The following is a 26,628-nucleotide window of genomic DNA, read 5'->3' on the forward strand; positions in this document are numbered from 1 at the left end:
ATGGCTCTCAAATTTCGAGAGGCTCTTCTGCTCGATCAGAAGCATATCGCTGACAAGACATGCAGGCCGTCGACAAAGACGTACACGGCTGCGGGCAAAATACTACCGCTGTGCGGGAGCGATGACAACTGCGCGGGCCTGTTCTGCTCGTCAAATATTGCGACAGGCCGTATCGGTCTGTGGTCAGCGTTGGCGTTTTCGTTCGATCTCTATTCCGATGCGATCAGGCCGGCGAGAACGGCCTTGGCGACGGCCTGAAAGCGATTGTGCGCGCCGAACTTGCGGATGATCCCGGATTCCAGCGTGAGGGCCGCGGTCAGGTCCATGTCCATTAGTCCGGCTATGCGGGAGGCCGGATAGCCTTCGGCCATGAAGCCGAGGCAATCGGACTCGATCGGCGACAGGTGAACATGTTCCGCTGCCGTCGGACCGTCTTCGCCCTCCGCAGATCTCGCTTCGAGCAGCTCGGCGATTTTTTGCATCTGACGGCGCAGGATCGATTGCTGGGCAGCGAGTTCGCGGCGACGGGCCTGCAAGGCGGCGTCGAACAATTCGTCTGCGCGCGCCTGGCTTTCGGCGCGATCGAGTGCCGCCATCAGTTCCTGGATCGCGGCGATCGGCATGTCGATCTCACGGCAGGCATTTATCACTGCCATGCGGCGGATATGGTCCTCGCCATAAACGCGCATCGGCCCCATCCGCGCAGCGGTCAGCAAGCCTTTCTCTTCATAGAAATGCAATGTCCGGTGCGTCACCCCGAAAACCTCCGCCATCTCAGCGATAGCGAGCCGGTCGTCCGGACCATGGTAGGGTAAGGGCAGTTGCGGCAGAAAGCCGAAGGGGTCGTCCGCCTGTTTCCTGGAATCCTGCGACATTTCCAATGTCCCCCGTTCCGAGCGACGCAATCCGCCGGTCCCTGTGGCGGAGGCCGTTTCCTCCACCCAAGCGTCCGGCCGATCGCCGACCTCGACACCTGCTGCTCGTGGGGCACATCCGTGCGCAAGCACGGCTACTGCTGACCAATGTGCATGTCTGCGACGAAAACCTGACGCCGCAGGTCCGTTAGCTGGAGCCCCGTCACGCATTCGCCTGAACGCGCGGTGCTCCAGTGAGCAACCCGGCATGAAATCCAACGCACGCACTCACGGTAAGTGCGAATCACGCAAATGAACAGTCCTTATATTGCCGGGAAAACGCGCGTTCAGAGCAGGCGCCGTCGGAGCCTAGTGGCCGATGACCTTGAGCGGGCTGTTGGCGGAAATGATGAAGAAGGGCTCGTCGCCCTTGAGCGGACCGAGCTTCTGCTGGCAGTCCCAGGCTTTCTGGAAGCTGTCGCGCGTGAGCAGCCGACGGTAGTGCGCCGTCGCAGTCATGCATTCCATGAGCGTGCTCTGAACCTTCTCGGCGGCGGCGTGGGCGTAGATCTCGCCGTCGAGCGCAAAAAGCTGTGCGGCAAGCGAGGTGCTCTCGTAGAGAATGTCCTGCTCGCTCGCCAGCCGTTCCGCAGTGATGAAGTCGCTTCGCAGCGGAATGCCTTCACCGTCATGCGAGAGCGTGACGCGGATGCCCGCCGCCGGGGCGTCGTACCAGGTGAGATTAAGCGAGAAAGAGAGAGCCTGATCGCTGGAGGCGGGGGCGCCTTCGCCCTCGACCGCCTTGGCAAGGGTCTTATGGTGAAGTGCGGCCTCGCGCAGCGCCTTTGCAAAATGTCTGGTGCCCTTGTGTTCGGGGCCGGTTACGCTGACGCGGACGGATGGCAGACCGCGGATGGCCGCCATGGGACCCGCGACGAGCTTGGCCTCCGCGTCGATATCCAGCGTCATTTCGGGCGAGGGCAGGGGGGCGAAGAGGAGCAGCGGCAACACGCTGAGCACCGCCCAGGGAGAAGAGAAGGGAGCCGGCTGCCAGGGCGCGCGGCGCCCCGATAACGACCGCCCGGCGCTCTTTTCCTGTCGGCCCGAACCCGCGCCGGCGTCGGCGACATGGACGCGGCGATACTCCGGTACGTAGGTTCCCTTCGGGATGGTGATCTGCCACTTCTCGCCGGCGCCTTCGGTGTCGTAGAAGGTCTTGAGCAGCTTGCGCAACTTGCCGGCGTGGACGCGGACAAGTGGGTCGCCGTCGGCATTGAAGCTCTGGTCTCGGCCGAAGACGTCGACGCCGATCGAATATCCCTTGAGTTGTGCGCCTTCGCCGATCATTTCCTTCTCGACGACATAGGCGAGGAAAGCGCGCAACCTTTCGGACCGCCGAAAGCTGCGGCTGTCGAGAACCCGGCGGAGCCCCAGCCGGATCGTCTCGTCGCAGGGCCTTTCGGCTGGCGTCATCGATGTAGCTCCAAAGGATACAGGCCGGAACCGAGATTGCCGGGAAGAAACAACCTAAATCTGATTCGAAGCTTAAGCCCAAAAATGGCGGTTGTCAGGTTCGATGACCATTAATCGTACTTTTTCTGCAATACGCGACTCACGCCCGCAGCCGGCCGGCAGGACCGCGCTCTCCCGTCGCGTGTGATGGGAGAGCGCTGCCGATCGCCAGCCGAGCTCGAGGGCGGCCGCGGGACTTTTCACCCACCGTTGGGGTATGCGAGCTTCGGATACCAATCCTTGCCGCGGCCTTCGGGCGTGGTGTCGAGAAGGGTCCACAGCGGGTCGAGGTCCGGTGCGTCGCGCGGGTCCTGGCCGGGGTCGGCCATCTTGTCGTTCATTTCAGCGCTCCAGAAATGGCGGATGGTGCCGTCGCGGCGGGTGAAGACCGTGTAGCCGGGGACATCCGCATCCTCGGCGCTGACATAGTCGCGGGTGAAGGCGCCGTCTCCGTCGGAGTAGACCTTGAGCTGGGTCCACCCGCGGTCCTTCTTCGCAGCCACCAGCCGCTCGATCGGTGAGCGGGCAACCAGGGCGAGCGCGACGCGCTGCTCTATATCCGGGACCTTGCGCTCCCATGCTCCCATCAGCGAGGTGCACATGGGGCAGGGTTTGTCGCGCTTCGGGCCGAACATGTAGCTATAGATGATGAGCGTGTCCTTGCCGCCGAAAAGATCGGCAAGCGTGACGGGCCCGTTCTCGCCCTCAAAACGATAGTCCTTGGTAACTTCGCCGCCCGGCGGCAATTGCCGGCGCAACTCGGCCACGCGCTCGATATGACGCCTGAGCTCGATTTCCTCCGCGAGAAGCGCGTTGCGCGCTCGTCGGTACTCGTCGCTTTCGTTGGGAAAGCTGGCGTGGTTCCTCGCCGCCAGCTCCGTCGCCGGGATGAGTGTGGTCGTCATGATCGCCTCCTCTCGCTCTCTGCGATTTACCTTCATCCTGCCTGATTAACGTTGATATCAACATAATTTCGTCATGTCAAAAAAGGCGGACGTAACGATACAAAACGGCGATTCCGGTTTTACAAAATCTGGGGTAGAACAGCGGCATCGATGATGTCGCCCGCCACCGTGAAAGTTTCGAGATGCCCGCAAAACTGTCCGTGAATCTGAATGCCGTCGCGATGCTGCGCAACCGGCGCGATCTTCCCTGGCCGTCCGTGACCGGCCTCGGCCGCATTGCGCTTCAGGCGGGAGCGAGCGGGCTGACCGTTCACCCGCGCCCGGACCAGCGCCATATCCGCTTCTCCGACCTCCAGCCTATCCGCGACCTGATCGACGACGAGTTTCCGCAGGCGGAATTCAACATGGAGGGCTTCCCGAACGAGGATTTTCTTCAACTGGTCGAGCGGCATGAACCGGAGCAGGTGACGCTGGTGCCGGACGATCCGGCGCAGGCGACCTCGGATCACGGCTGGGATTTTCGCAAGAACCACAACCTGCTTGGGAATGTGGTCGGGCGGCTTAAGAAAAGGGGCTTCCGCGTTTCGTTGTTCGCCGATGGTGATCCGGATCCGGAGGCGTTGAAGATCGCAAAGGAAACCGGGGCGGACCGGATCGAGCTTTATACCGGTCCCTATGGTGGCTGTTACGATGACCCCGAGAAGGCCGAACAGATCGCCGCAGAACTCGGCCGCACCGCGGAGATCGCGCTTGGTCTCGGCCTCGCCGTCAATGCCGGCCACGACCTGACCGTCGCCAACCTGCCGTTGCTGGCGAAGCACATCCCGGCGCTCACCGAGGTTTCTATCGGCCATGGCCTGACGGCGGACGCGCTGGAATATGGCATGGCGGAGACGGTGCGCCGCTTCCGCCGCGCCTGCGGTGAGGCGATCTAGCCCTTTACATCCTTGGTTTGTGCATGTCGTTGTCCCAAAACCGCTGCACACTTTTGGGCGACATGCATGAGAGCCGAGCGGTAACAGAATTTTGAAGAGCCGCTGGTGCCGCATCCTTCGGGACGCCGAGCGGCTCAATAGTCTCCGACCCGGGGCCGCTCACGGGAAAAATCACTGTGGGAATTCAAGGTGTTCCAGCGCCCGTTGTACGCCTGAATGGACGCCGCACGTGGCGGTCCGGGCACGGGAGCGTCGGTCGAAAAACGGCTCAACCGTATTTAAGGGTGCCCGTTTCACAAATGTGTCCAAAAGCCGGCGTATAGACAGCGCCCTGATTTTGAATACCCAAATCTTGCGTACCCAATTCATTTAAGCCCGCTCTGTTGGGGGGCGTTAAAGTGGAATACCGCAGGGATATTGACGGCGTGCGAGCCATCGCCGTGATGTCGGTAGTACTCTGCCATGCTGGAGTTCCTGGTTTTTCCGGTGGTTTGGTTGGCGTAGACGTATTCTTTGTAGTTTCGGGTTTTCTCATTGCCGGAATTCTCCATCGAGAGCTTGCAGCAGGGCGCTTCTCGCTGATCTCGTTTTATGAGCGGCGAGCGCGACGAATATTGCCGGCGCTTTTCTTCGCGATTGCTGCCTGCCTTGTGGCGGGAGCGGTGCTGCTGCTGCCGGACATGTTTGTCGGGCTGGCGCGTTCCGCGCTGGCGGCAATCTTCTTCTCGTCTAATATCTGGTTCTGGTACGCGAACGCGGACTATTTCGCCCCGGATGCGGATCTCGAACCGCTGCTTCACACCTGGTCCTTGGGTGTCGAGGAGCAATTCTATATCGTCTTTCCGCTGGTCTTGTGGTGGCTCTTTCGGTTGCCGAGACGGGCCATGATTGGGGCGTTCGCCGGCTTGTGTCTCGCGTCGTTCTTGCTTTCCGTCTGGGCAAGCGGCGCATACCCGCGGGCGAACTTCTACCTGGCGCCAACGCGGGCCTGGGAACTTGGGCTCGGCGTGCTCCTTGCCGTCGGCGCATTTCCGGTCTGTCGCAGTGCAAGGCTTGCCCAGGCGGCGTCGCTGCTCGGGTTGGGCGCGATCCTGGCGGCGGTGGCGTTCTTCGATAGTACGACGCTGTTACCGGGGCTCGCCGCGGTGCTGCCCGCTTTCGGCGCCCTGGCGCTGCTGTGGTCAGGCGAGCAGAGGATAACGGTGGCCGGCCGGATGCTGTCCGGTTCGATACCGGTGGCGATCGGACTGATCTCCTATTCGCTTTATCTTTGGCACTGGCCGATCATCGTCTATTTCAAATTGGTGGGCGGCACGTTGGAAATTACTCCGCAGCAGATGCTGGCCGCCATCGTTCTGTCGCTTGCATGCGCCTACGCGAGTTGGCGGTTCATCGAAACCCCGTTCCGCCGCCGGGCGCCGAACGGATTTACGAGCCGCTTCATTCTTGCCTCTTCTTCGGCCGCCATTGCTGCCGTCGCGGTGGTGGCGGCCACGGTGAATGTGTGGGAAGGGTTTCCGGGTCGCCTCTCGCGCGATGCGCGGCTGGCCTATTCCGGCACCTTCGACATTGACGGGCAACGCGATCGCTGTGGCGGCAAAACACCGCAGGAGGGCCTGTGCCGCATCGGGGCGGAGGCCGGCGCTGCAAGCGGCAAGAACAGCATCCTGCTCTGGGGGGATTCCCATGCCGGAGCAATCATGTCCGGACTCGACGTTTTGCTTGAGAGAAGCAACAAACAGGGCGCGGTTGCGTTCAAGGGCGGGTGCCCGCCACTTCTTGGCGTGGAACGGCAGGACAAAGGGCCGGACCACGATTGCTCCGACTTCAACGCTGCGGTCATGTCGATGCTCCGGAAGCGCCGCGACTCGCCCGTGGTCGTCCTCAGCGCGCGCTGGTCTCGTATAGTCAATAGCGATCCCACCGGTGAAAGAAGCGGCCCCGAGCCGCAGCTCGTCCGCAAGGGTGGCAGCGAAAACGGCCCCGAGCAGGAGTATGCACTCTTCGAGAGCGCGTTGCTGAAGACCGTCCGAGCGATCCGCAGCACTGGCCGAAAGGTCATCATTGTCGATGATATCCCGGATATCGGCTGGTCCGTTCCTCGCGTTCTCGGCCTTAACCACTTCATCGATGCCGCCTTGCCGCCAGTCCCGACGCGAGCCGTGATCGAGGCGCGTACCGCGCGTGTCAACCGGGTGCTTGAAATTGCGGACAGGGATGCCGGCGTGCAGCGCGTCAGTGCTGTTCCGCTGCTGTGCAGGCCCGTTTGCATGGTCGCAAAGAACGGTATCCCGCTCTATTCAGACGAGCACCACCTCAGCGTTTTCGGTTCGACAACTTTGGTGCCGATGATGATGAAGGATGCCGTGGCCCCACCGTTCGCGCCCCCACTAGCTCGGTGAAATGATCTAGGCTCATCAATTCCGGACGGCGCCGGCGGAATGCCGGCGACACGCAATCCCGACGATGATCGGAGCTCGCCCCTGGCGCTTGCCCTGGATGCGGTATCCATGCAATATCCATACATTGTGGAAAATGGGATATCGTCGATGGACAAGGATCACGCGCGTCTTTCCTGGGTGCCGGCGCTGAGCAGGGAAGCCGGCCCGCTATATCTGTCGATCGCGGATGCGTTGGCGGCGGACATCGCGGCCGGCGGGCTCAAGGAGGGAACGCGCCTGCCGCCGCAGCGGGCGCTTGCGGGCGCTCTCGGCATCGATTTCACCACCGTCAGCCGTGCCTATAACGAGGCGCGGGCGCGGGGGCTGATCGAGGGCCGCGTCGGGCAGGGCACCTATGTCAAGGCACGGCGAAAGAATGGCGGCCGATCGTTCGGTGGTGGCGGGCTCGTCGACATGAGCATGAACCTGCCGCCGCTCTTCGAGGATTCGGACCTTATCGCCCGGATGTGGGGCGGGATCGATGCCCTTGAGGACGAGCGGGGATTGGAACTCCTGATGCGCTACCAGGCAATCGGTGGCGCCCTGCCGGATAAAACGGCAGGGGCGGCATGGCTGCGGCCGAGGCTCGGCGAGGTGGCGGCGGAGCGCCTGCTCATCTGCCCCGGTGCACAAGGAGCGCTGCTTGCCACGGTCAGCATGCTTGCCGCGCGCGGCGACGTGATCTGCGCCGAGGCACTGACCTATCCGGGACTGCGGTCGCTCGCGGCCCATCTCGGCATTGGCTTTGCTGCCGTTGCGGTGGACGAACAGGGGCTTTTGCCCGAGGCGTTCGAGGCCGCCTGCGTCAAGCACCGGCCGAAGGCGCTTTATTGCAACCCGACGCTACACAATCCGACGACGGCGACACTGTCGCTTAAGCGCAGGGAGGCGGTCATCGCAATCGCCCGCAGGCACGACGTCGCGATCATTGAGGACGATGCCTATGGCGCGCTGCCGACTGACCCCGTACCACCGCTTGCCGCGCTCGCTCCCGACCTTGTCTATTACGTGGCCGGGCTTGCCAAGTGCCTTTCGCCGGCGCTCCGCATCGCCTATCTCGTCGTCCCGGATGCCGTGAGCTCCGTTCGCCTCGAGGGAGCGATCCGCGCGACCGCCGGCATGGCCTCGCCGCTTTCGGCGGCGATCGCCACCCGCTGGATCGAGGATGGAACGGCGGATGCCGCGCTTGCCGCCATTCGCGCCGAGGCGGGACGACGCCAGCGGATCGCGGCGGAGATCCTGCCGGCCGATCGCGTCCTGACCAATCCTGAGGCCTTTCACCTTTGGCTGACGCTGCCCCCCGGCTGGACACGCGGTGAGTTCACTGCCCGCCTGCGTACGGCCGGGATCAGCATCGTCACAAGCGATGCGTTTGCGCTTGCCAATCCGCCGGAGGCGGTGCGGCTGGGACTCGGCGCGGCGGAAACGCGCGCGGAGCTTGAGCGCAGCCTCGCCATCATCGCCGATCTTCTCGTACAATCGCCGGCTGCGGTAAACTTCGTCGTCTGAATGATGGCGCCGATATCCGGCGCAATTGTCGCAGGCGAGTATGCATACAATAGTTTGACAGTGTATGCTTTGTATGGCTCTCTATTCCAGAAGCCGGCGAGGGGCGATATTGTCCGCCATCCGGCATGTCGGCGCGCAATGAGCGCTTACTGCGATTGCGCGCTTGCATTTGCCGCCGACGAAACCCTGGAAAGGAAAGACAATGTCTTCACACGAAGATTGGCCGGCTCTTCCGCCGTTGCAGACGGGTTTGCGCGGCCGCTGCCCGCGTTGCGGCCAAGGGCATCTGTTCGAAGGCTTTCTGAAGCTCCGCCCGGAATGCGAGGTCTGTGGCCTTGATTATTCCTTCGCCGATCCGGCCGACGGCCCGGCCTTTTTCGTCATCTGCTTCGCCTGCGTGCCGAGCGTCTTCCTCGGTGTCTGGCTGGAGGTGCAGTATGCCGCGCCGCTTTGGGTGCATCTGCTGACGACCGGCCCCTTCATGCTTCTCACCTGCATCCCGCCGCTGAGACCGCTGAAGGGCTGGCTGGTCGCAAGCCAATTCTTCTACAAGGCGGAAGAGGGCAGGGTCGTGCGCAAGGCGCTGCCGCAGGCGTCGGAAGGGCCAAAGGCAAGCGCTACCTCCTGATTGCGATGCGGCCGACGCGTCACCAACGGGCGGCGACGCGGCCGCCAAGCGCACCAAAAAGCGCCAGGATCGTGATCGCGATCGTGTACCAGGTGGCGACGAACAGGGGTGAATCGTCGGTGCAATGGGAGGCGTAGAACGTTGCGGCGATCCCTCCGGCCGCAAGTCCGGCTATCGCACCGGCCAGTGCCGGATGGGACGGGGCACCGTGGCGCAGCGCGAGCAAAAGCAGCGCCAGCGGGCCGATCCCGATCAACGGAATGAAGGTCAGGCAAACCAGGCTGTTCGTCCCGATGAGCCTGCTCGACCACGTTTCGGCGGGTGCGGCGATGAGCTCGATCGCAACTCCTGTCAGGATGAGTGCCGGAGCGATGACTAGATAAGGCAGCAAGCCGCGCGGGTCTGTCTCCGGACGCGACAGCATTCGCAGAAGGGCGAAGGCGCTTGCGGCAAGGGCAATCGTCACCACGAACTTGAAGAGAAAACGGACCGTCTGGGCGGCAATGGCAATATCCGGCCGGGGGCCGAGCAGGGCGAAAAAAATTGTCGTGGCGACGACGATCGCGACGAGGACAGCGCCCCACCAGACGGTGTTCATCGCCACACCGGTTCGCCGGCTGTCCGCAGCAAGAGCCTTGATGAGTTCGTGCGTCTGCATGTCAGTCTCGTCCAAATCGCCGGGCGATGGCAGCAAGGCCGCGATGAAGCGCGACGCGAACTGCGGTTTCATTCATGTCGAGGCTCCGGGCCGCTTCCGATATCGTGCGCCCCTCGACCGATATTGCCGTCACCACCGAACGCTGGCCGGGAGTGAGCGTTTCGAGCGCACGGCCGATTTCCCAATCCCTGACCGTCTCCGTTTCCTCGGCGGCTAGCCGGTCTTCCACCTCGCTGATCCCGACCCGAGGATGGCGGCCTTGCCGCCGCAAGGCATCGACCAGCTTGTGCTTTGCAATCGCGTAGAGCCATGGCGTCACCGGACCGTCGCTCCGCCAGGTGTGGCGCTTCACATGGATGGCGAGCAGCGTTTCCTGAACGATGTCTTCCGGATCCGGACCGCCGAACGCCCTGCGGCGCGCCCATGCGCGAACGAGGCGAGCGGCCTCGTGCAGGAAGTTGCCATAGGCCCGCTCGTCGCCGTCGAGCGCCGCACGGAAAAGTCTGGCGAGGCTCCCTTCATCCACGCCGTCCACGAGTGCTTCCTCCCAATTCGCTCGCTTTTGCCGTTCGTTACATCGCCGCCAGCAATCCTTTGGCTAAAATGGGACGACGAAGAGTGTAAAGCGATATTCCGCCCATATCCTCGGCCTCCCTTCATCGTGATCTGGCAGGGGACGTCGGCTCACGAAAGCGTGTAGACGCCGAATGTAACATATCTCCCGTTGGTACGAACGAGCCTCTGTGTGCCTGGAGCGGCACACCCATGAAACCAACACGGAGACGAAATCATGTCTACGAAATCCACGATAAGTGCGGCCATGCTGGCGAGTGCCGTGGCAGCTGCGGTGTCGTCGTTCGCGATCGCCGCGCCGCTTTCGGAGGCCGAGGTCAAGGCCGCAATGGATGCCGGCAAGGAGAAGTGCTACGGCGTCGCGCTCAAGGGCCAAAACGATTGCGCCGCGGGTCCGGGCACGACCTGCCAGGCAACCTCGACGGTCGATTACCAGGGCAATGCCTGGAAATTCGTCGATGGCGGCACCTGCACGACGATGCAACTGCCGGACGGCCGCAAGGGCTCGCCAGAACCGCTGTCACGCGATCTTCCCTCCTAAGCCACTTTGAAACTATGCAATTCCGGACGGAAAACCGTTCCACACTTTTCCCGGAATTGCTCTACAGCGCCGCGCGTCCGATCGGACGCGCTAAGGTCGCTGTAGCACTTTAAGGAATCATACAGGGACAAGCGCCGGAAAGCGGAGGCGACGATGGCCAAATTGGCAATTCACGCGGATCGTGGCGCGTCGGAAGGCTCCCGTTTTCCGGCGCATCGGATCGACGGACTGGCAGGCACCAGTTTCAAACACCAGCATCTGACATCCATTCTCGAGGATCAGGCGGCCAAGCGCGGCTTCTTTGAGGTTCACGCGGAAAACTACATGGGCGAGGGCGGGCCGCCGCATGCGGCGCTCGCGCGAATACGCCAGGACTACCCGGTTTCGCTTCACGGCGTCTGCATGTCGATCGGCGGGCCGCAGCCGCTGGACAAGACCCATCTCGGCCGCTTTGCCGGGCTGATCGAGCGGTACGAACCGGCGCTGGTCTCGGAGCATCTGGCCTGGTCGACGCACGGCACGACCTATTACAACGACCTTCTGCCGCTGCCCTATACCGAAGCCACCCTGCGGCGCGTCGCCGACCATATCGACGAGGTCCAGGAGACGATCAAGCGGCCGATGCTGCTCGAGAACCCGTCGACCTATCTGCTCTTCAAGGAATCGACGATGAGCGAGACTGCATTCATCCGCGAGCTGGTCAGGCGCACCGGCTGCGGTCTGCTGCTCGACGTCAACAATGTCTTCGTTTCGGCAACCAATCATGGCTTTTCCGCTTTGGAATATCTCGCGGATTATCCGCTCGAACATGTTGGCGAGATCCATCTGGCCGGCCACGCCGAGCAAGAGGACGACGAGGGCGATCTCCTCCTGATCGACAGCCACGACGGGCCGGTCGCCGACGCGGTCTGGACGCTCTTCGACATCGTCATCGGCCGGTGCGGCCCGCTTCCGACTCTTATTGAATGGGACAGCGCCATTCCCGATTGGCCGGTGCTGAAGGCCGAAGCGATTGCGGCACAAGCGATCCTCGATCGGCACGCCGGCGCGTTCCTGCGGGAGAAGAGCCATGCGCGTGGCTGAGAGCATTTCCGACGACGTTGCCGACAGGCTGGATTACCCGACAGGCTTCGTGCCGGCGCTGCTCGATCCCGGCCGCGTCACGCCCAGCCTCGTCGCGGGGCCCAGGGGCAAGGCCGCAAACAAGCGCTTCAACGTCTATCGCAACAACGTGACCGTCAGCCTGATCGACGCGCTCGCCGCGGCGTTTCCCGCGACGATGCGCATCACCGGCGAGACCTTCTTTCGCGCGATGGCCCGGTTTCACGCGCGGGAGACGCCGCCGACCTCGCCGCTTCTCTTCGAGTACGGCCGGGACTTTCCCGCATTTATCGAGCGTTACGAATATGCGCAATCGATGCCGTGGCTGGCCGATGTCGCCCGCATCGAGCGAGCCTGGCTCGACGCCTATCATGCGGCAGATGCGCCCGCCCTGCCGCCACATGCCTTGGCGTCGTTTCCGGCGGAAGCGCTTGGCGACGCCGTCTTCGAGGCACACCCCTCAACGCGCGTGGTGCGCTCGGCGTATCCGGCGCTGACGATCTTTTCCGCAAACCGCGGCAGCGGCCCGGTCGGCCGCATCGAGGCAAGGGAACCGGAGAGCGCGCTGATAACAAGACCGGCGCTCGACGTGGAGGTTCGCCGTCTTCCGCCGGGCGCCGATGTCTTCCTCGGCAGCCTCCTGGCAGCCGAGCCATTTGGAAGCGCTGCCGCGGCGGCAAGCGCGGGCTGTCCGGAATTCGATCTCGCAACTGCCATTGTCGTCATGCTTGAGGCCGGTGCCTTTGCCGCGCCAGGGAGGATGAGAACGTGACTCTTCTACCGAAGTTCTTCGACAAACGCGAAAACTGGGGCAGGGCGGGCTGGCTCGGCCGGATCGACGGTCTGATCGCCGGCGTCGCGCCGGCGTCGCTGGCGCAATTCGTCTTGCGCCTGGGGCTCGCTGTGCCCTTTTGGCGCTCCGGCATGAGCAAATGGGACGGCTTTCTGCAACTCAACGATGTGGCCGTTCTGCTCTTTACCTCGGAATTCCAGTTGCATCTGCCCGGAGGGCCATATGCCTTCCCGGCGCCGGCGGTGACGGCCTTCGTGGTCGCCTGCGCGGAGGTCCTGCTGCCGACGCTCGTGGTCCTGGGACTGGCGACCCGCCTTGTCGCACTCGGACTTCTCGCAATGACAATCGTCATACAGCTCACCGTTCCGGACGGATGGCCGATTCATCTCACCTGGGCGGCGATGGCGCTCGGCGTCATTACCTGGGGTGCGGGCAGGTTGTCGGTGGATTGGTGGCTCGCGTCGGGGAGGGGAAAAGTATAGGCGGTCCGCCCCTCATCCCGCTGCCGCGACCTTCTCCCCGCAGGCGGGGAGAAGGGGCTCGAGGCGGCCGCGCAAACCCTTTCGCCCCGCTTGCGTGAAAGAGGGAGCGAGGGGTGCGGCGTATCCCTTCTCCCCGTCAGAACGGGGAGAAGGTGCCGGCAGGCGGATGAGGGGCAACTCAACATGCCACCATGCATCGCAACAGCATTCTCACCCCGGATTCCCCAGATCCAGATTGTGCTGCCATTCGACCGCGTCCTCCAGGCGATCGTGGCCCCAAAACAGTTCGCCGTCTGAGACGAAGGAAGGCGAGCCGAAAATGCCGATCTCTTTCGCCTCTCTGGTAGCGGCGTCAAGCGCATCCGCCACGGCGCCGGAGTTTGCCTGCTTCAGCGCGCGGGCGGGGTCCTGTCCCGCTTCCCTGATGCTCGCCGAGAGGTTCGGCTCGCTGCCGGCAGGCTCGCGGTCGACGAACCAGCGGCGGTAGGTCGCGGTCGTATAAGCCGGGCACCAGCCTTCATCGGCGGCAAGCACCGCAACGCGGTTGGCCTGTTCCAACTCGGGCAGCGGGTAGGGGATAGGCAGCCTCAGGGGCAGGCCGAATTTCGCGGCGCGCCGCTCGATATCGCGCCACATATAGGCGGCCTTGAGCGGCTTGTCGGCGAAGGGAACATCGTTTGCGTCTAGCTGGATCGCGCGGGCGTCGAAGGGCCTCCAACGAACCTCGACGTCCGCCCTCTCGGCGACTTCAGCCAACCGCATGACAGCCAGAAAGGTGTAAGGGCTTCCTATCGAGAACCAGAAGTCGATCGGTGCCGTCATTGCTCTTCCTCCCCACTGCATGATGCTACGACGACCCTAGCGTCCGATTGGAGCGCCGCGCTGTCGTCGCGTATCGGACGCAGGAGAGGTAGATAGTGCCCGGCCGCTGCGTGCCAATGCGGCCTTCGACAAAAAGCCCCGGCGGTTGAGACCGGGGCTTTTATGTGCGGGGACTTATTGAACGAGCGTTGCCCTGCTCGCTTCGAGGAATGCGGGAAGGCTAACGGGGGTCTTGCCGGTCAGCGCGGCGAAATCGCCGGTCACCATGCTGATATGGCCTTCGCGGGTGTTGCTGTCGAAGGAGACGACGATCGGGATCAGGAAGTCCGGCAGGCCCGCGCCCTTGAGGCCGCCGGCGAGCGCTTCGTCGGAAATGTGGACGACCTCGAGTTTCTTGCCTGTGGTGCTGGCGACGAGCGTGGCGATCTCGTCGGTCGAGTGCAGATCGGCGCCCGTCAGGGTATAGGTGCGGCTTTCCGTGGAGCTGGAGAGGAGTGCCGCTGCCGCGGCTTCCGCCGCGTCGCTGCGGGCGATATGGGCGAGACGGCCGGCACCGGCGGAGGAGAACCACTGCCCGGTTTCAAGAGCGTGCGGCAGGGCCATGAAGAGGTTTTCCATGTACCAGCCGTTCCTGAGGATCGTGTAGGGAATGCCGGTTTCCTTGATGGCGTTTTCGGTGCCGAGATGATCGGGCGCGAAGGGAATGACCGAGGTTTCCGGGTTCGGCATCGAGGTGTAGAGGATATGCTTGGCGCCGGTCTTCTTGGCTGCGGCCACGGCATTCAGGTGCTGTTGCAGCCGCTTGCCCGGCTGCCCCAGCGCGTCGGTCGAGATGATGAGGATGCGATCGGCGCCGGCAAATGCATTTTCGAGCGAGGCCGGGTCGTCGAAGTCGGCTGCGCGGGTCTGCACGCCCTTGGCGGCGTAGGCGGCGAGCTTGGTGGCATCGCGGCTGGCGGCGATAATATCGGCCGGCCTCACCTTGCCGGACGCGAGCAGCGCGTCGAGCACGAGCTTACCGAGCTGACCTGCAGCGCCGGTCACGAGCAATGTTTCGGACATGGTCTTTCCTTTCGTTTGCCTTCCAAGCGTCTCTCATCGAGTGTTGGCGCTATTGGGAGTGCTGGTCTCAGTTTGAGAGTTGCTCTTATCCCGTAATCTGCTAAGAGCTGTAAAGGAGGCAGTTTTTGCTGCGGTGGTTACGGAAAGGGTACCGCCATGAACAAGACGACAGGCGCGGTAAAGGGTAAGCGGGTGGTGATGGTGTGCGGCGTGCCAATGGATATGGCCAACTGTCCGGTGCGCGACGTTATGGACAATATCGGCGGCAAGTGGAATTCGCTGATGATCCTGTCGCTCGCCGAAGGCCCCTTGCGTTTCTCGCAGCTCCGGCGGCTGATCCCGGACATTTCGCAGCGCATGCTGACGCAGACGCTGCGCGACCTGCAGCGCGACGGCTATCTGAGCCGCACCGTCTATCCGACGCAGCCGCCGAGCGTGGAATATAGCCTCACCGATCTCGGCCGGTCATTTCTGGTGCCGCTCAAACTGTTCGTCGACTGGTCGCTGGCAAATCACGAGGCGATCCGCAAGGCGCGGGCGGAGTATGACCAAGTGGTGTGAGCGGTGCTGCTATCACCCGAATTGATTACTAGGCTTGTGGGGCAGCTGGCTTAAAATCTGCCTCTTGATGACTGCTATCCATCTGATCGGAGTCGTCTGATGGCCTGCAAGTTGATCTCATTTGTCGCTGCAGCAGCGATTGTCGGTTTTCCTTCATATGGTGATGCCCACCCCGCCCGTAGTGGCTGGACGTATCCGCGTGCCTGCTGTCAGGGCAGCGAAGTAGGTGGCGATTGCGAGCGCATTCCTGGCGCCAGCGTCAGAAAGGGGCCGCACGGGTTTTCGATCATTCTTCACCCCGGGGATCACCATCTCGTGACGAAGGACCACATGTTCCAGATTCCCTATGGGGACGAGATCCCCTCGGGCGACAGCGATTTCCACATCTGTCTTCACCCAACCGAGGATCACATGAATTGCTTCTTCGCGCCCCCGGATGGTGTTTAAGAGCGCGTCGCGTGCAACGGGCCTTGTCTTCATTGATGTCCGAAAACCACAGCGTACCTTTGGGCGACACGCGTCGAGGGCGGAGCGACTCCACGCGATCGATTGCGCCGACGGTGAGCGGTTTTCAAGCGGCCCGGCTTGCCTTCTCGAGACCAAGCGCGAATTCGACGGCGGCCTCGGCATGGATGGCGGTGGAATCGAAGCCCGGCAGCGGCAGGTTGGCGGGGTCGAGAATGAGGCAGATCTCGGTGCAGCCGAGAATGACCGCGTCGGCGCCTCCGGCCTTGGCCTTCTCGATGAGGGCGACCAGCGCCTGGCGCGACGGCTCCAGCACCTTGCCGGCGCAAAGCTCGTCGAAGATGACGTTGTGGGTAAGCGTGCGGCCATCGGCATCCGGGACCATCAACTCGATCCCATGCCTTTTCATGCGCTCGGCATAGAAGCCGTGCTCCATCGTGTAGCGCGTGGCAAGCAGCAGCGGCCTGCGGCTGCCGGCCGCCTTCAATCGCGCCGCGGTCTCGTCGATAATGTTGATCAGGGGTACGTCGACAGAGGCCTGCACCTCATCGGCAATCAGATGCATTGTGTTGGTGCAGATTAGTACGCATTGCGCGCCGGCGGCCTTCAGCCCGCGCGCGACCTCGGAGAGGCGCTGAGCGGCGTCATCCCAACGGCCGGCCTTCTGCAGGTCGACGATCGTCTGGAAGTCCACGGAGTGAAGCAGCACTTCGGCCGAATGCAGCGCGCCCAGGCGTTCGCGCACGGCCTCGTTGACCATGCGGTAGTAAACCGCCGAACTTTCGAAGCTCATGCCGCCAATAAGGCCGATCTTGCGCATTTCCATGGTTCCCTCGTTGTTGAACAGGCATCGACAGCGGGACGAAGAAGATCGTGTCTTGCCACCTTCTGATCCCGTTCCATTGTTAAAAGTATGGCGCGGCTTTGACCGGATGTGTTTGCTTTGATGGAGAGATCTGGGGAAATCTGCGCGCAATATTTGTGTCATGGTCGCATTTTCCGCAAATTATTGGCGTCAATTGGATCGGCAGCGAGGAGTCACTGGCGTGTTGGATGAGAGAGACCGGAAGCTGCTGGCGCTCCTGCAGGAGGATGGCAGCGTGGCCATGAGCGACCTGGCGGAGCGTGTGAACCTGTCGCTTTCCGCCTGTTCGCGCCGCATTCAGCGCCTGGAGGAAGCAGGCTACATCGCGCGACGCATCGCCGTGCTCGACCGCGAAAAGATGGGTGTGCCGACCACGGTGTTTGCGCTGATCAAGACCGCGCATCACTCCGACGAATGGATCGAAAAGTTCCGGCGCGCAATCAGCGATATTCCTGAGATCGTCGAGGCGCACCGGCTCACCGGCAACTACGACTATATCGTCAAGGTCGTGCTCCCGCGCGTGGAGCATTACGACGTGGTCTACAAGCAGATCGTTCGAAAGGTGGAACTCTTCGACGTTTCGGCGTCTATTTCCATGGAAGTCTTGAAAAGCGGCACGGCCGTGCCGGTCGGTTATGCGGAGTAGGGCGTCCCCTATTGCCGGACGCGGCGTCCTTAAATCGGCTAGGATTTAAGGAAACATGCAGTTGTCGACATGGAGGAAGGTCGATGTGCGGACGCTTCACCAATATGATGACATGGCCCGAGCTGATCGCGCTCTACCGTCTCACGCTTGAGGAATATTACGGCCGCAACACCGAGCCGCGCTACAACATCGCCCCGACCGATACCGTGCCCTTCGTCCACAATGACAGGGAAGGCAAGCAGGTCTTGGAGGACGGCCGCTGGTGGTTGGTGCCGTTCTGGGCGAAGGAAATACCGAAGGGTGCAATGTTCAACGCTCGCATGGAAGAGGCGGATACGAAACCCGCATTCCGCGACGCCTTCAAATTGAAGCGTTGCCTGATCCCGGCCGACGGCTTTTACGAATGGACCGCGGGCGACGATGGCGGAAGGGATCCTTGGTTTATTCATCTGCCGGATCGTGCGCCATTTTCCTTCGCCGGCGTATGGGCGCGGAACAAGACGCTCGACATCACCAGCTTTACGATCCTGACAATGCCCGCAACTGACCCGGTCAGGACGCTGCATGACCGGCAACCGGTTATTCTCGATCCGGCGGTCTATGATGAATGGCTCTCGGCCGACACCGCCGTCGCCGACGCCAAGGCGCTTATCAGCCGCAATCTTGGCGACGCCCTGCAATTCCACCGCGTCTCGCGCGAGATCAATTCGTCAAAGTTTGAGGGCGATCCAGGAATCAATGTGGGCTGACCGCTGCACCAAGTTTGCAATAGAGCCATGCCGAACGGGTGGGTTGCGCCGGGCCGGACAAAGGTGGAGGGTTTGTCGAGTGTTGCGAGCGGTGCGAAGGTCATGCATGACAACCATCATCTCGTCGTCGTCGGTGGAGGGTTTGGCGGGCTGCAACTCGTCAACGATCTTCGCGGCGCGCCGGTCCGGATAACGCTGATCGACAAGCGCAACCACCATCTCTTCCAGCCGCTGCTCTACCAGGTGGCAACGACGCTGCTGGCGACCTCGGAGATCGCGTGGCCGATCCGCAACCTTTATCGCGACCGGCCGGAGGTGACGACGCTGCTCGCGGAGGTCGTCGGCGTCGATCCGGCTAACAAGAGCGTGATCCTGACGAGCGGTAAGGCGGTCCCTTACGACACGCTGGTGCTCGCGACCGGCGCGACGCATGCCTATTTCGGCCATGACGAATGGGCGCCGGTGGCGCCGGGGTTGAAGACGCTGGAGGACGCGACGACCATCCGCCGGCGAGTGCTTCTCGCTTTCGAGCAGGCGGAGCTCGAGGAGGATCCGGCGAAACGCGATGCGTTGCTTACCTTCACGGTGATCGGCGCTGGGCCGACCGGGGTGGAGCTCGCCGGCATCATCGCCGAAATGGCGCATCGGACGCTGCCGGGGGAGTTCCGCCGCATCGATACACGACAGGCCCGGGTGGTGCTTGTCGAGGCAGGGCCGCGCATCCTTCCCGCCTTCACCGAGGACCTGTCCGCTTACGCGGCCCGCGAACTCGCAAAACTCGGCGTCGAGGTGCGCACGGGAGCTGCTGTCACCGACTGCACCGATGCCGGCGTGAGGATCGGTGACGCCTTCGTGCCAAGCCGCACGTTGGTCTGGGCCGCCGGCGTTCAGGCTTCGCCCGCCGCCCGTTGGCTCGGCATCGAGGCAGACCGTGCCGGCCGCGCCGTCGTTGAAAAAGATCTGAGCGCTCCCGGGCTGCCCGATGTTTTCGTCATCGGTGACACGGCCTCGGTCATGCAGGAGGAGGGCAAGCCAGTACCGGGTATCGCGCCCGCCGCCAAGCAGCAAGGCGCCCACGTTGCCCGGGTGATCCGCGCCCGGCTCGAAGGCAAGCCGGCGCCGGGGCCGTTCCGCTATCGCCACCAGGGGAGCCTTGCCACGATTGGCAAGCGCGCCGCGATCATCGACTTCGGCAGGATCAAGCTCAAGGGCGCGCTCGCCTGGTGGATCTGGGGCATCGCCCACATCTACTTCCTGATCGGCACGCGCAGCCGCTTTGCGGTCGCCTGGAGCTGGCTATGGATCTATCTCAGCGGCCAGCACAGCGCGCGGCTGATTACGCAAAAGGAGACATTGCGCGAGGAGGGATAGCGGGCCGGTAATGCCAAATCATAATGGTGATCGACGCGCGGGAATGGTGTGCTGGCGGAAAGCCGTTTTGCACTTTTCCCGCCCATGCTCTAGAAGGTTGCTATCTTCCGATCTCAAATGCAACTTTTGGTATGGTAAGCATCGATGCATCTCTCGTCAGCCGGTTGATCGCCGCGCAATTTCCGGAGTGGGCGGATCTCCCGGTCAGCCCCGTCCGGTTCGGTGGATGGGACAATCGGACCTTTCATTTGGGCAGCCACATGACCGTGCGGCTGCCCAGTGCCGCGCGCTATGCGCTTCAGGTCGAAAAGGAACAGCGCTGGCTGCCGGTCCTGGCGCCGCGCCTGCCGCTTCCCATTCCCGTGCCCTTGGCGGTGGGCCGGCCGGGCGAAGGCTATCCCTGGCCGTGGTCGATCTACAAGTGGCGGGAGGGCGAGATCGCGACCCATGCGCCTGTCGGGGATCTCAGCGCCTTCGCGACGACGTTGGCAGAGTTCCTCGTTGCGCTCCAAAAGATCGGCGCCACCGACGGGCCGCGTCCGGGGCAGCACAATTTTTTTCGGGGCGGACCGCTCACCGTCTATGACGCGGAAACGCGACGCGCGCTCGCCGCCCTCGAAGGCAAAATCGATACGGACGCAGCACGCGCCGTCTGGGAAGCGGCGCTCGCCGCGACCTGGCACGGCGCGCCGGTCTGGTTCCACGGCGACGTCAGCTCCGGCAATCTTCTGGTCGAGGACGGGCGGTTAAGCGCCGTTATCGATTTCGGCACCTCCGGCGTCGGCGACCCCTCGTGCGACCTCTCGGTCGCCTGGACCTTTTTTCACGGGGAAAGCCGGGAGGTATTCCGCGCTGCACTGCCGCTCGACAGTCCGACCTGGGCGCGTGGTCGCGGCTGGACGCTTTGGAAGGCGCTCATCGTCTATGCCGAGCTTCCGGGCACCGACAGCCTCGAAGTGGAGAAATCGCGCCGTGTGATCGACGCGGTGCTCGCCGATCACGAACGCTTCGGCTGAGCGGGGACCGCAAACGAAGGGGATAGAGCGCTACAGCGACCTTTGCGCGTCTGATAAGACGCGCGGAGCTGTAGGTCAGCCGGAGACGCGGGCGACGGAGCGGCCGCACCAGGACGACGGTTCGCCGGCCCGTTTGCGCACGAGCCCCTCGGAGACCAGGACGTCGCCGAGCGATCGTCCGTTGCGCATCACCAGGTGCGGGGTTCCGCCTTCCTTGCCCCCGCCGCCCCGGGAGGCGACGACCGTGAATTTGCCGGCGTTCAACAACTCGCGCAGCCGTTGTTTGGCGTAGAAGCCGCGCGCGCGCTCCGCCTCGCATTTCGCTTCCTTCGTCTCCGGCGCGTCGATGTCGGCGATCAGGATCTTTTCGCCCTTGAAGAGGAAGGTATCGCCGTCGACTACGCAGTTGTCGTTGCGAATACCGCAAAAATAGAACGTGTTCGAGTCTGCAAACCGGGGCGTTGGCTGTTCCATCGGTCGCCCGACAGGAGCCGGAGGAGCAAGCGCTGACTTTCCGGCGACGAGGGCAGGCGGGACAGGCGTCGACTTCCGGACAATCGAACCGGTGTGCTCTTTTGGCTTCGCCGTCGCTCGGGCGGCCGCCACCGGTCTCGTCTTCGTCTCTTTTGGCGAGAGCATGGCAACGACTTTAGAGGCGCCGGGCAGATCCGGCAGTTTCGCCCGATGGTCGTAGGCCGCGATGCCGCCGATGACAAGGACTGCCGCGATATACCATGGCGCCATGCCGCCGCTATTGCCCTTCCGGCTTGCGCTGCGCTTCCGCCTTTTTGAACTCGCCTTGGCCATCCGATTCGATCCTCGATTGCGCCGGCATTATCGGGGCTAGGGGTTGCTGAAAGGTTGCCATCCGGCCCGCCGAAGTGGAGCTGCGGCGAACGTGCGCGAAAGCCACACCGGCCTCGTCTTGAACGCGGGGGCGGTCGCGGATTCTTGTCTCGGTTGCGGACCTGTGGGATAGTCCGGCTGCGTGATTTGCTGAATCAGGACCGGTTCGCCAAAAAATCGGTCAGCAATTCAACGCGTTGCGGTGGCCTTGCGGGCCTCGGAGTACCGCACGGCGCTGCAGAGGGAATGCCGGCCTGGTGGAGGGCGGCCTTGCAGCGAAGGCGCCGTTGCGGCGTGGGGGAGCTATCATGAGATTTGGGTCGATCTGCGTTCTTCTTCCGTTTTTCGCACTCGCGATGAATGCTCCGGTGCATGCGGCCGATGTTCTGCCGGCGCTCGCGCCGCAGCCGCAACCCGAGGAAAGTCCGGAGGGCTGGTCCTTCTCCTTCGCTCCCTATTTCTGGATGGCCGGGCTTGAGGGAGATACCGGATTGTTCGGCCTGCCGACGGTCGAGATCGACCCGAGCTTCAGCGACATCTTTTCCGACCTCGATTTCGGTTTCATGGCGGCGGGCGATGCGAGATATGGCCGTTTCAGCATCTTCACCGATATAAACTATGTGAAGGTGTCGACAGATGAGGCCACGCCGCGCGGCATTCTCGTCGACAAGGTCAATGTGAAGTCGGAGACGTTTACCGCCCTTGTCGGCGCCGGCTATGCGGTCGTCGACGAGAGCAACGTGCGCCTAGACGTCATCGGTGGTGCCAAGGTCTGGTCGGTCGACACGACGATCTCGCTCAGCGGCGGCATTCTGGGCGGCCGTTCCAGGAGCGACGGCGACACCTGGGTCGACGGGCTGGTCGGCCTGCGCGGCCACTATTCGTTCACGCCGGAGTGGTACGTGACCGGGTGGGGACTTGTGGGCGCCGGCGGCGCCGACCTCGACTGGGACGTGATCGGGGCGCTCGGTTATAACGTGAACGACCGGATCTCGGCCCTTGCCGGCTATCGCGCCATGGGCGTCGACTACAGCAACGACGGCTTCACTTACGACGTGATCCAGCACGGGCCGATCATCGGCGTGGCCATCCGGTTCTAATGCATGTCGCCCAAAAGTGTGCGGCGGGTTTTGGGACGACGACATGCATAAAAACAAGGACCTAAAGTGCGTCGCATGAGTCCAATTGAACGCGACGCGCTTTAGAGCATTCCAGGGAAGTTTCGTAACGGATTTTCCCAGAATCGCGCAGTTTGAAAGAGTTGCCTTCGCTGGCGGGATGCCGCATCGACGGTGCACCCTCAATCTGCGTCTTACTGCTGACGATCGCTGATTGCGGGCCGCTCAGCGGTTTCCGCCGGTATGACCCATCGCCGGAATGGGGCTGCTGCATGCTTCTTTGAATCGTAGCCGATTTGCGTCCTTTGCGCGTCTGACAAGACGCGCGGCGCTGTAGGGAAAAGAAGGCGGGCCCTTATAGCCGTGCGTCTTTCCAGTCGCATGAAGGCTACGGGAACCCGCCAATCTCGGCAGGTCAGCCCATTTTCAGGTGAGGCCTGAAAGCGGAGGGATTTCCTGCCGCGCGCGCTTTTATAAAGTGCGCACATTGCATGGCGCGCTCTTTCGAACGCGCCATGCATGCGTCAACGGTTGTCGTCGCTTTGCTCGGAATTACCGGGAATTCCGTCACCGCCGCCATTGCCTTTGCCATTATTGGCTTGCCCGCCTTCACCTGCGCCGTTGTCGCCGCCTTTGCCGGGTGCCTCGCCCTTACCGGGCGCCTTGTTATCACCTTTGCCGGGTGTCTTGTCGCCAGCCTTGTCCTTACCCTTGGCGCCGGCCTTGTCCTTCTTCTTGCCGTCGGCTTTGTCCTTGCCCTTGCCGCCGGCCTTGTCCTTCTTCTTGCCGTCGGCTTTGTCCTTGCCCTTGCCGCCGGCCTTGTCCTTCTTCTTGCCGCCAGCCTTGTCCTTGCCCTTGCCGTCGGCTTTATCCTTGCCCTTGGCGCCAGCCTTGTCCTTGCTCTTGCCCTCGGCTTTATCCTTGCCCTTGGCGCCAGCCTTGTCCTTGCTCTTGCCCTCGGCCTTATCCTTGTTCTTGCCGCCGGCCTTGCCTTTGTCGCCGCCCTTGTCGTCGTTGCCGCCACCGCCTTCGTTGCCGCCACCGCCTTCGTTGCCGCCGCCGCCTTCGTTGCCGCCACCGCCGTTGCCGCCGCCCTCGTTGCCGCCACCTTCATGGCCGCCGCCGCCGTTGCCGCCGCCCTCGTTGCCGCCACCTTCATGGCCGCCGCCGCCGTTGCCGCCGCCCTCGTTGCCGCCACCTTCATGGCCGCCACCGCCTTCGTTGCCGCCACCCTCGTTGCCGCCGCCTTCGTTGCCGCCACCGCCGTTGCCGCCGCCCTCGTTGCCGCCACCTTCATGGCCGCCGCCGCCGTTGCCGCCGCCCTCGTTGCCGCCACCTTCATGGCCGCCGCCGCCGTTGCCGCCGCCCTCGTTGCCGCCACCTTCATGGCCGCCGCCGCCGTTGCCGCCGCCCTCGTTGCCGCCACCTTCATGGCCGCCGCCGCCGTTGCCGCCGCCCTCGTTGCCGCCACCTTCATGGCCGCCGCCGCCGTTGCCGCCGCCCTCGTTGCCGCCACCTTCATGGCCGCCGCCGCCGTTGCCGCCGCCCTCGTTGCCGCCACCTTCATGGCCGCCGCCGCCGTTGCCGCCGCCCTCGTTGCCGCCACCTTCATGGCCGCCGCCGCCGTTGCCGCCGCCCTCGTTGCCGCCACCTTCATGGCCGCCACCGCCTTCGTTGCCGCCACCCTCGTTGCCGCCGCCTTCGTTGCCGCCACCGCCGTTGCCGCCGCCCTCGTTGCCGCCGCCCTCGTTGCCGCCACCTTCGTTGCCGCCACCTTCGTTGCCGCCGCCGCCTTCGTTGCCGCCGCCGCCTTCGTTGCCGCCGCCGCCCTCGTTGCCGCCGCCGCCTTCATTGCCGCCGCCACCGCCGTTACCACCGCCGCCTTCATTGCCGCCGCCGCCGTTGCCGCCGCCGCCTTCGTTGCCGCCGCCGCCGCCGCCGTTACCGCCGCCGCCGTTGCCGCCACCGCCGTTACCACCGCCGCCGTTTCCGCCGCCGCCGCTGCCGCCACCGCCGTTTCCGCTGCCGCCACCGCCGTTGCTGCCACCGCCGTTCCCGCCGCCGCCACCGTTGCCGCCATCGTCAGGAGGGGGAGGGCTGCTGCCGCCGCCACCGCCACCGCCGGTACCACCGCCACCGCCAGTGCCACCGCTACCGCCGCTGCCGCCACTGCCTTTTCCACCGCCACCGCCTTTGTGCGGGCTGGCATCACTGCGCTCGTCTCCGCCCGTCGAGGCACCCTTTATGGTTGCTGTCGACAAGGGAGGGCACATTTTGATCTGTGCTGGCGTGAGGATTTTCGAGCGGTTGAGCGCTACGCAGCAGGCCGCGAAGTTATCTTCAGTCAGCGGGCTGCATTGGTTTGCAGTCATACGCTGTCGCTGTACTGCGTTAGCGTCTGTTGTGAGGACTACTGATGTTATTGATGCTGTTGAAAGAATAAAGAAAATATTTAATACGGATTTGTTTAACTGAGGCATTACGCAACTCCTACAAATAAATATTTCAAAAAAAGTAATAAATAATTCGCGTAAAGCGCGAGGTGGTCAAGTTACGAATTATTAGTAGTACGGCCACAACATCGCCCAATTTTGGGTTAATCAACCTTGAGTTAATCCCCATTAGTTATGCGTAGTTTGACACGGGAGCGTTACGCCCGCCGTTAGAGGTCATTTTCATGAAATATTTCATCGCGCAGATCGCATCTCTCTTGCTGTTTATGATCCCGCAGGTGGCCGATGCCGGCACGACGATGAGGACCGGCGGCAAGGCTTTCGCGCCACCGGCTTTCGCCTCGTTCTGCACGCGCGAGCCGCGCTTGTGCAGCACGGGCGGCGGAAGCAAGATGGTCGTCCTGCACCCGGAAAAGGCGAGTGAGCTGCAACAGATCAACCGCGCGGTCAATGCGCGCATCAGGGAGCGGAGCGATCTGGCAAATGTCGGCCAGGACGACGATTGGCGCGTGCCCACGGCCTACGGCGACTGCGAGGATTTCGCCATCCTGAAGAAGCGGGAATTGCTCAAGCGCGGCTGGCCAGCCTCGGCGCTGCTCTTGACGGTCGCCCGCTATCGCGGCGAGGGGCACACGGTGCTGACCGTGCGCACCAGCGAGGGCGACCTCGTGCTCGACAATATGACCAATTCGGTTCGCGACTGGTCGAGGACCCCTTATAATTATTTCGCCCGCCAGTCTCAATCGAACGGCCGGCGCTGGGAACTGATCGGCGGCGCGCAGCGGATCTGAGCGGCGGCCGCTGAAACAATTCAAGGTGCTGCAGCGACCTTTGCGCGCCCGATCGGACGCGCGGTGGTGCAGACGGCTCCGACCGTGAGATGCAGGCGCGCAAACGCCAGTCGCGGCGCCGTCTTTCAGGCGCGCAACGATGTCCTTCAATACCTCGAAGGCCGCGCCTTCTCGCGGCTATCTTCGTACAGCGACGACCTGTCTTCGGCTGAACTGCGACAACTGAACACGCCCTGATTGGTTGCCGCCGATCAGTTGTGCGGTCGACTTCGACAGGGCGGAGAGGATCCCGACATGATAGCCGCGACCGGTGCGCACGACGATGACGTCGCCTGGACGCGCGTAGGCGAGGCGCACGGGTGCACCGAAGCGCAGCCAGGAGCTTGCGAAGCTATAGGCTTTCGGCGGCTGTCGGCCGGCCTTCCGAGCAATCATGCCCATAAAATGGCCGCACCATGGCGTGCGGGCGGGGTTTATGCCGAGGGCGGCGCGCAGCCGCCTGTTGTTCTTGACTTCATGCAGTCCGGTAAATTGCTGGGCCTGGGCCAACATGCCGGCGGTAGCCGTGTCCGGCATTGTAAAGGCGACATATATTGCGGCGAGAAACGCTAGAACCTTCATGGCTTGAGTCTCCTTGCCATTTTTCGGTGTGCGTTCACTGCTAAGAGCCATCCGCCTCTAGGCGGACATGCTGAAAGCGAGTAAAATGCTTTTGAATCAAAGCACTAGAACGCCATTGCGCGCTCGCTCGAACGCGCAATAATCCACCTTCGGGCTCGGCCAAGCCGAGTCCGCTTTTGACCCTGTTTCTCTATCCAGCGCGCAGAACGGTGACGTTCCCGTATTGCGTTGAACGCTGCAACACGGCCCCAACAGGCGGGCGAACCAAGAGGTTCTGGCCCAACTCTAACGAAACAAATATTCGGTATTC

27 protein-coding genes are annotated in these 26,628 nt (G+C 63.1%); 16 read left to right on the plus strand and 11 right to left on the minus strand.

Annotated features, from left to right (window positions below):
- Positions 1 to 209: 209 nt before the first annotated feature.
- The 3 genes from PZN02_RS13080 to PZN02_RS13090 all read right to left on the minus strand — a co-directional run bounded on the left by PZN02_RS13080 (position 210) and on the right by PZN02_RS13090 (position 3,271).
- Positions 210 to 875, minus strand: coding sequence for a MerR family transcriptional regulator (locus tag PZN02_RS13080; protein ID WP_280658409.1), 666 nt, complete (start codon positions 873 to 875; stop codon positions 210 to 212).
- A 348-nt stretch (positions 876 to 1,223) separates the two neighbouring features.
- Positions 1,224 to 2,327 carry a hypothetical protein gene (locus PZN02_RS13085; RefSeq protein ID WP_280658410.1) on the minus strand — a complete coding sequence of 368 codons (1,104 nt, stop codon included), beginning with the start codon at positions 2,325 to 2,327 and terminating at the stop codon, positions 1,224 to 1,226.
- Between the two features lie 239 nt (positions 2,328 to 2,566).
- Positions 2,567 to 3,271 (minus strand): DUF899 family protein, encoded by a 705-nt coding sequence (locus PZN02_RS13090; protein ID WP_280658411.1) that lies wholly within the window; start codon positions 3,269 to 3,271, stop codon positions 2,567 to 2,569.
- Between the two features lie 182 nt (positions 3,272 to 3,453).
- On the opposite strand from PZN02_RS13090, the gene PZN02_RS13095 reads away from it, so the two are divergent.
- The 4 genes from PZN02_RS13095 (at position 3,454) to PZN02_RS13110 (ending at position 8,784) form a co-directional block, all read left to right on the plus strand.
- Positions 3,454 to 4,206, plus strand: a complete 753-nt coding sequence (locus PZN02_RS13095) for a pyridoxine 5'-phosphate synthase (protein WP_280658412.1) — start codon at positions 3,454 to 3,456, stop codon at positions 4,204 to 4,206.
- 398 nt (positions 4,207 to 4,604) lie between these two features.
- Positions 4,605 to 6,608, plus strand: coding sequence for an acyltransferase family protein (locus PZN02_RS13100; protein WP_280658413.1), 2,004 nt, complete (start codon positions 4,605 to 4,607; stop codon positions 6,606 to 6,608).
- A 147-nt stretch (positions 6,609 to 6,755) separates the two neighbouring features.
- Positions 6,756 to 8,156: an aminotransferase-like domain-containing protein gene (locus tag PZN02_RS13105; RefSeq protein WP_280658414.1), complete on the plus strand. Its 1,401-nt coding sequence runs from the start codon at positions 6,756 to 6,758 to the stop codon at positions 8,154 to 8,156.
- 202 nt (positions 8,157 to 8,358) lie between these two features.
- Positions 8,359 to 8,784 (plus strand): DUF983 domain-containing protein, encoded by a 426-nt coding sequence (locus PZN02_RS13110; RefSeq protein WP_280658415.1) that lies wholly within the window; start codon positions 8,359 to 8,361, stop codon positions 8,782 to 8,784.
- 19 nt (positions 8,785 to 8,803) lie between these two features.
- Here the strand turns inward: PZN02_RS13110 and PZN02_RS13115 are convergent, their stop codons facing one another.
- Together PZN02_RS13115 and PZN02_RS13120 are read right to left on the minus strand one after the other, a co-directional pair.
- On the minus strand, positions 8,804 to 9,442 hold the full coding sequence (locus tag PZN02_RS13115; protein WP_280658416.1) for an NrsF family protein: 639 nt from the start codon (positions 9,440 to 9,442) through the stop codon (positions 8,804 to 8,806).
- Position 9,443: 1 nt separating this feature from the next.
- Positions 9,444 to 9,977 (minus strand): sigma-70 family RNA polymerase sigma factor, encoded by a 534-nt coding sequence (locus tag PZN02_RS13120; RefSeq protein WP_280658417.1) that lies wholly within the window; start codon positions 9,975 to 9,977, stop codon positions 9,444 to 9,446.
- Between the two features lie 255 nt (positions 9,978 to 10,232).
- Here PZN02_RS13120 and PZN02_RS13125 point away from each other — a divergent pair, with 255 nt between their 5' ends.
- The 4 genes from PZN02_RS13125 (at position 10,233) to PZN02_RS13140 (ending at position 12,932) form a co-directional block, all read left to right on the plus strand.
- Positions 10,233 to 10,556, plus strand: coding sequence for a BufA1 family periplasmic bufferin-type metallophore (locus PZN02_RS13125; protein ID WP_280658418.1), 324 nt, complete (start codon positions 10,233 to 10,235; stop codon positions 10,554 to 10,556).
- A 153-nt stretch (positions 10,557 to 10,709) separates the two neighbouring features.
- Positions 10,710 to 11,639 carry an MNIO family bufferin maturase gene (bufB, locus tag PZN02_RS13130; RefSeq protein ID WP_280658419.1) on the plus strand — a complete coding sequence of 310 codons (930 nt, stop codon included), beginning with the start codon at positions 10,710 to 10,712 and terminating at the stop codon, positions 11,637 to 11,639.
- Positions 11,626 to 12,429 carry an HvfC/BufC N-terminal domain-containing protein gene (locus tag PZN02_RS13135; protein WP_280658420.1) on the plus strand — a complete coding sequence of 268 codons (804 nt, stop codon included), beginning with the start codon at positions 11,626 to 11,628 and terminating at the stop codon, positions 12,427 to 12,429. Before bufB ends, PZN02_RS13135 begins: the two co-directional genes overlap by 14 nt.
- Positions 12,426 to 12,932, plus strand: coding sequence for a DoxX family protein (locus PZN02_RS13140; RefSeq protein ID WP_425336241.1), 507 nt, complete (start codon positions 12,426 to 12,428; stop codon positions 12,930 to 12,932). The genes PZN02_RS13135 and PZN02_RS13140 overlap by 4 nt, the downstream gene beginning before the upstream one ends.
- Before the next feature lie 210 nt (positions 12,933 to 13,142).
- On the opposite strand, the gene PZN02_RS13145 is transcribed toward PZN02_RS13140, so the two are convergent.
- Complete coding sequence (locus PZN02_RS13145; protein ID WP_280658421.1) at positions 13,143 to 13,754, minus strand: 2-hydroxychromene-2-carboxylate isomerase; 612 nt, start codon at positions 13,752 to 13,754, stop codon at positions 13,143 to 13,145.
- A gap of 174 nt (positions 13,755 to 13,928) precedes the next feature.
- Positions 13,929 to 14,816, minus strand: coding sequence for an SDR family oxidoreductase (locus PZN02_RS13150; RefSeq protein WP_280658422.1), 888 nt, complete (start codon positions 14,814 to 14,816; stop codon positions 13,929 to 13,931).
- A 156-nt stretch (positions 14,817 to 14,972) separates the two neighbouring features.
- Here PZN02_RS13150 and PZN02_RS13155 point away from each other — a divergent pair, with 156 nt between their 5' ends.
- Positions 14,973 to 15,377, plus strand: a complete 405-nt coding sequence (locus tag PZN02_RS13155; protein ID WP_280658423.1) for a winged helix-turn-helix transcriptional regulator — start codon at positions 14,973 to 14,975, stop codon at positions 15,375 to 15,377.
- 99 nt (positions 15,378 to 15,476) lie between these two features.
- Positions 15,477 to 15,824 (plus strand): hypothetical protein, encoded by a 348-nt coding sequence (locus PZN02_RS13160; protein WP_280658424.1) that lies wholly within the window; start codon positions 15,477 to 15,479, stop codon positions 15,822 to 15,824.
- 124 nt (positions 15,825 to 15,948) lie between these two features.
- Here the strand turns inward: PZN02_RS13160 and PZN02_RS13165 are convergent, their stop codons facing one another.
- Entirely contained in the window at positions 15,949 to 16,668 is a 720-nt protein-coding gene (locus PZN02_RS13165; protein ID WP_280658425.1) for an aspartate/glutamate racemase family protein, read from the minus strand.
- A 220-nt stretch (positions 16,669 to 16,888) separates the two neighbouring features.
- Between PZN02_RS13165 and PZN02_RS13170 the strand changes: the two genes are divergently transcribed.
- The 4 genes from PZN02_RS13170 to PZN02_RS13185 all read left to right on the plus strand — a co-directional run bounded on the left by PZN02_RS13170 (position 16,889) and on the right by PZN02_RS13185 (position 20,489).
- A complete protein-coding gene (locus PZN02_RS13170) occupies positions 16,889 to 17,353 on the plus strand; it encodes an Lrp/AsnC family transcriptional regulator (RefSeq protein WP_180938312.1) in 465 nt (154 codons plus the stop codon).
- A gap of 83 nt (positions 17,354 to 17,436) precedes the next feature.
- Positions 17,437 to 18,102 carry an SOS response-associated peptidase gene (locus tag PZN02_RS13175; protein ID WP_280658426.1) on the plus strand — a complete coding sequence of 222 codons (666 nt, stop codon included), beginning with the start codon at positions 17,437 to 17,439 and terminating at the stop codon, positions 18,100 to 18,102.
- A gap of 102 nt (positions 18,103 to 18,204) precedes the next feature.
- Positions 18,205 to 19,473, plus strand: a complete 1,269-nt coding sequence (locus tag PZN02_RS13180; RefSeq protein ID WP_280658427.1) for an NAD(P)/FAD-dependent oxidoreductase — start codon at positions 18,205 to 18,207, stop codon at positions 19,471 to 19,473.
- 131 nt (positions 19,474 to 19,604) lie between these two features.
- Positions 19,605 to 20,489, plus strand: a complete 885-nt coding sequence (locus tag PZN02_RS13185; RefSeq protein WP_280658428.1) for an aminoglycoside phosphotransferase family protein — start codon at positions 19,605 to 19,607, stop codon at positions 20,487 to 20,489.
- A gap of 75 nt (positions 20,490 to 20,564) precedes the next feature.
- Here the strand turns inward: PZN02_RS13185 and PZN02_RS13190 are convergent, their stop codons facing one another.
- Entirely contained in the window at positions 20,565 to 21,296 is a 732-nt protein-coding gene (locus tag PZN02_RS13190; RefSeq protein WP_280658429.1) for a thermonuclease family protein, read from the minus strand.
- A gap of 347 nt (positions 21,297 to 21,643) precedes the next feature.
- Here PZN02_RS13190 and PZN02_RS13195 point away from each other — a divergent pair, with 347 nt between their 5' ends.
- On the plus strand, positions 21,644 to 22,435 hold the full coding sequence (locus tag PZN02_RS13195; protein ID WP_280658430.1) for a hypothetical protein: 792 nt from the start codon (positions 21,644 to 21,646) through the stop codon (positions 22,433 to 22,435).
- A 542-nt stretch (positions 22,436 to 22,977) separates the two neighbouring features.
- On the opposite strand, the gene PZN02_RS32130 is transcribed toward PZN02_RS13195, so the two are convergent.
- A complete protein-coding gene (locus PZN02_RS32130) occupies positions 22,978 to 24,714 on the minus strand; it encodes a hypothetical protein (protein ID WP_342394696.1) in 1,737 nt (578 codons plus the stop codon).
- Between the two features lie 416 nt (positions 24,715 to 25,130).
- Between PZN02_RS32130 and PZN02_RS13205 the strand changes: the two genes are divergently transcribed.
- A complete protein-coding gene (locus PZN02_RS13205) occupies positions 25,131 to 25,697 on the plus strand; it encodes a transglutaminase-like cysteine peptidase (RefSeq protein WP_280658431.1) in 567 nt (188 codons plus the stop codon).
- A 177-nt stretch (positions 25,698 to 25,874) separates the two neighbouring features.
- Here the strand turns inward: PZN02_RS13205 and PZN02_RS13210 are convergent, their stop codons facing one another.
- Entirely contained in the window at positions 25,875 to 26,318 is a 444-nt protein-coding gene (locus tag PZN02_RS13210) for a TIGR02594 family protein (protein ID WP_280658432.1), read from the minus strand.
- Between the last annotated feature and the right edge of the window lie 310 nt (positions 26,319 to 26,628).

The organism is Sinorhizobium garamanticum (genome assembly GCF_029892065.1).
In the GTDB taxonomy this organism is placed as follows: Bacteria; Pseudomonadota; Alphaproteobacteria; order Rhizobiales; family Rhizobiaceae; genus Sinorhizobium; species Sinorhizobium garamanticum.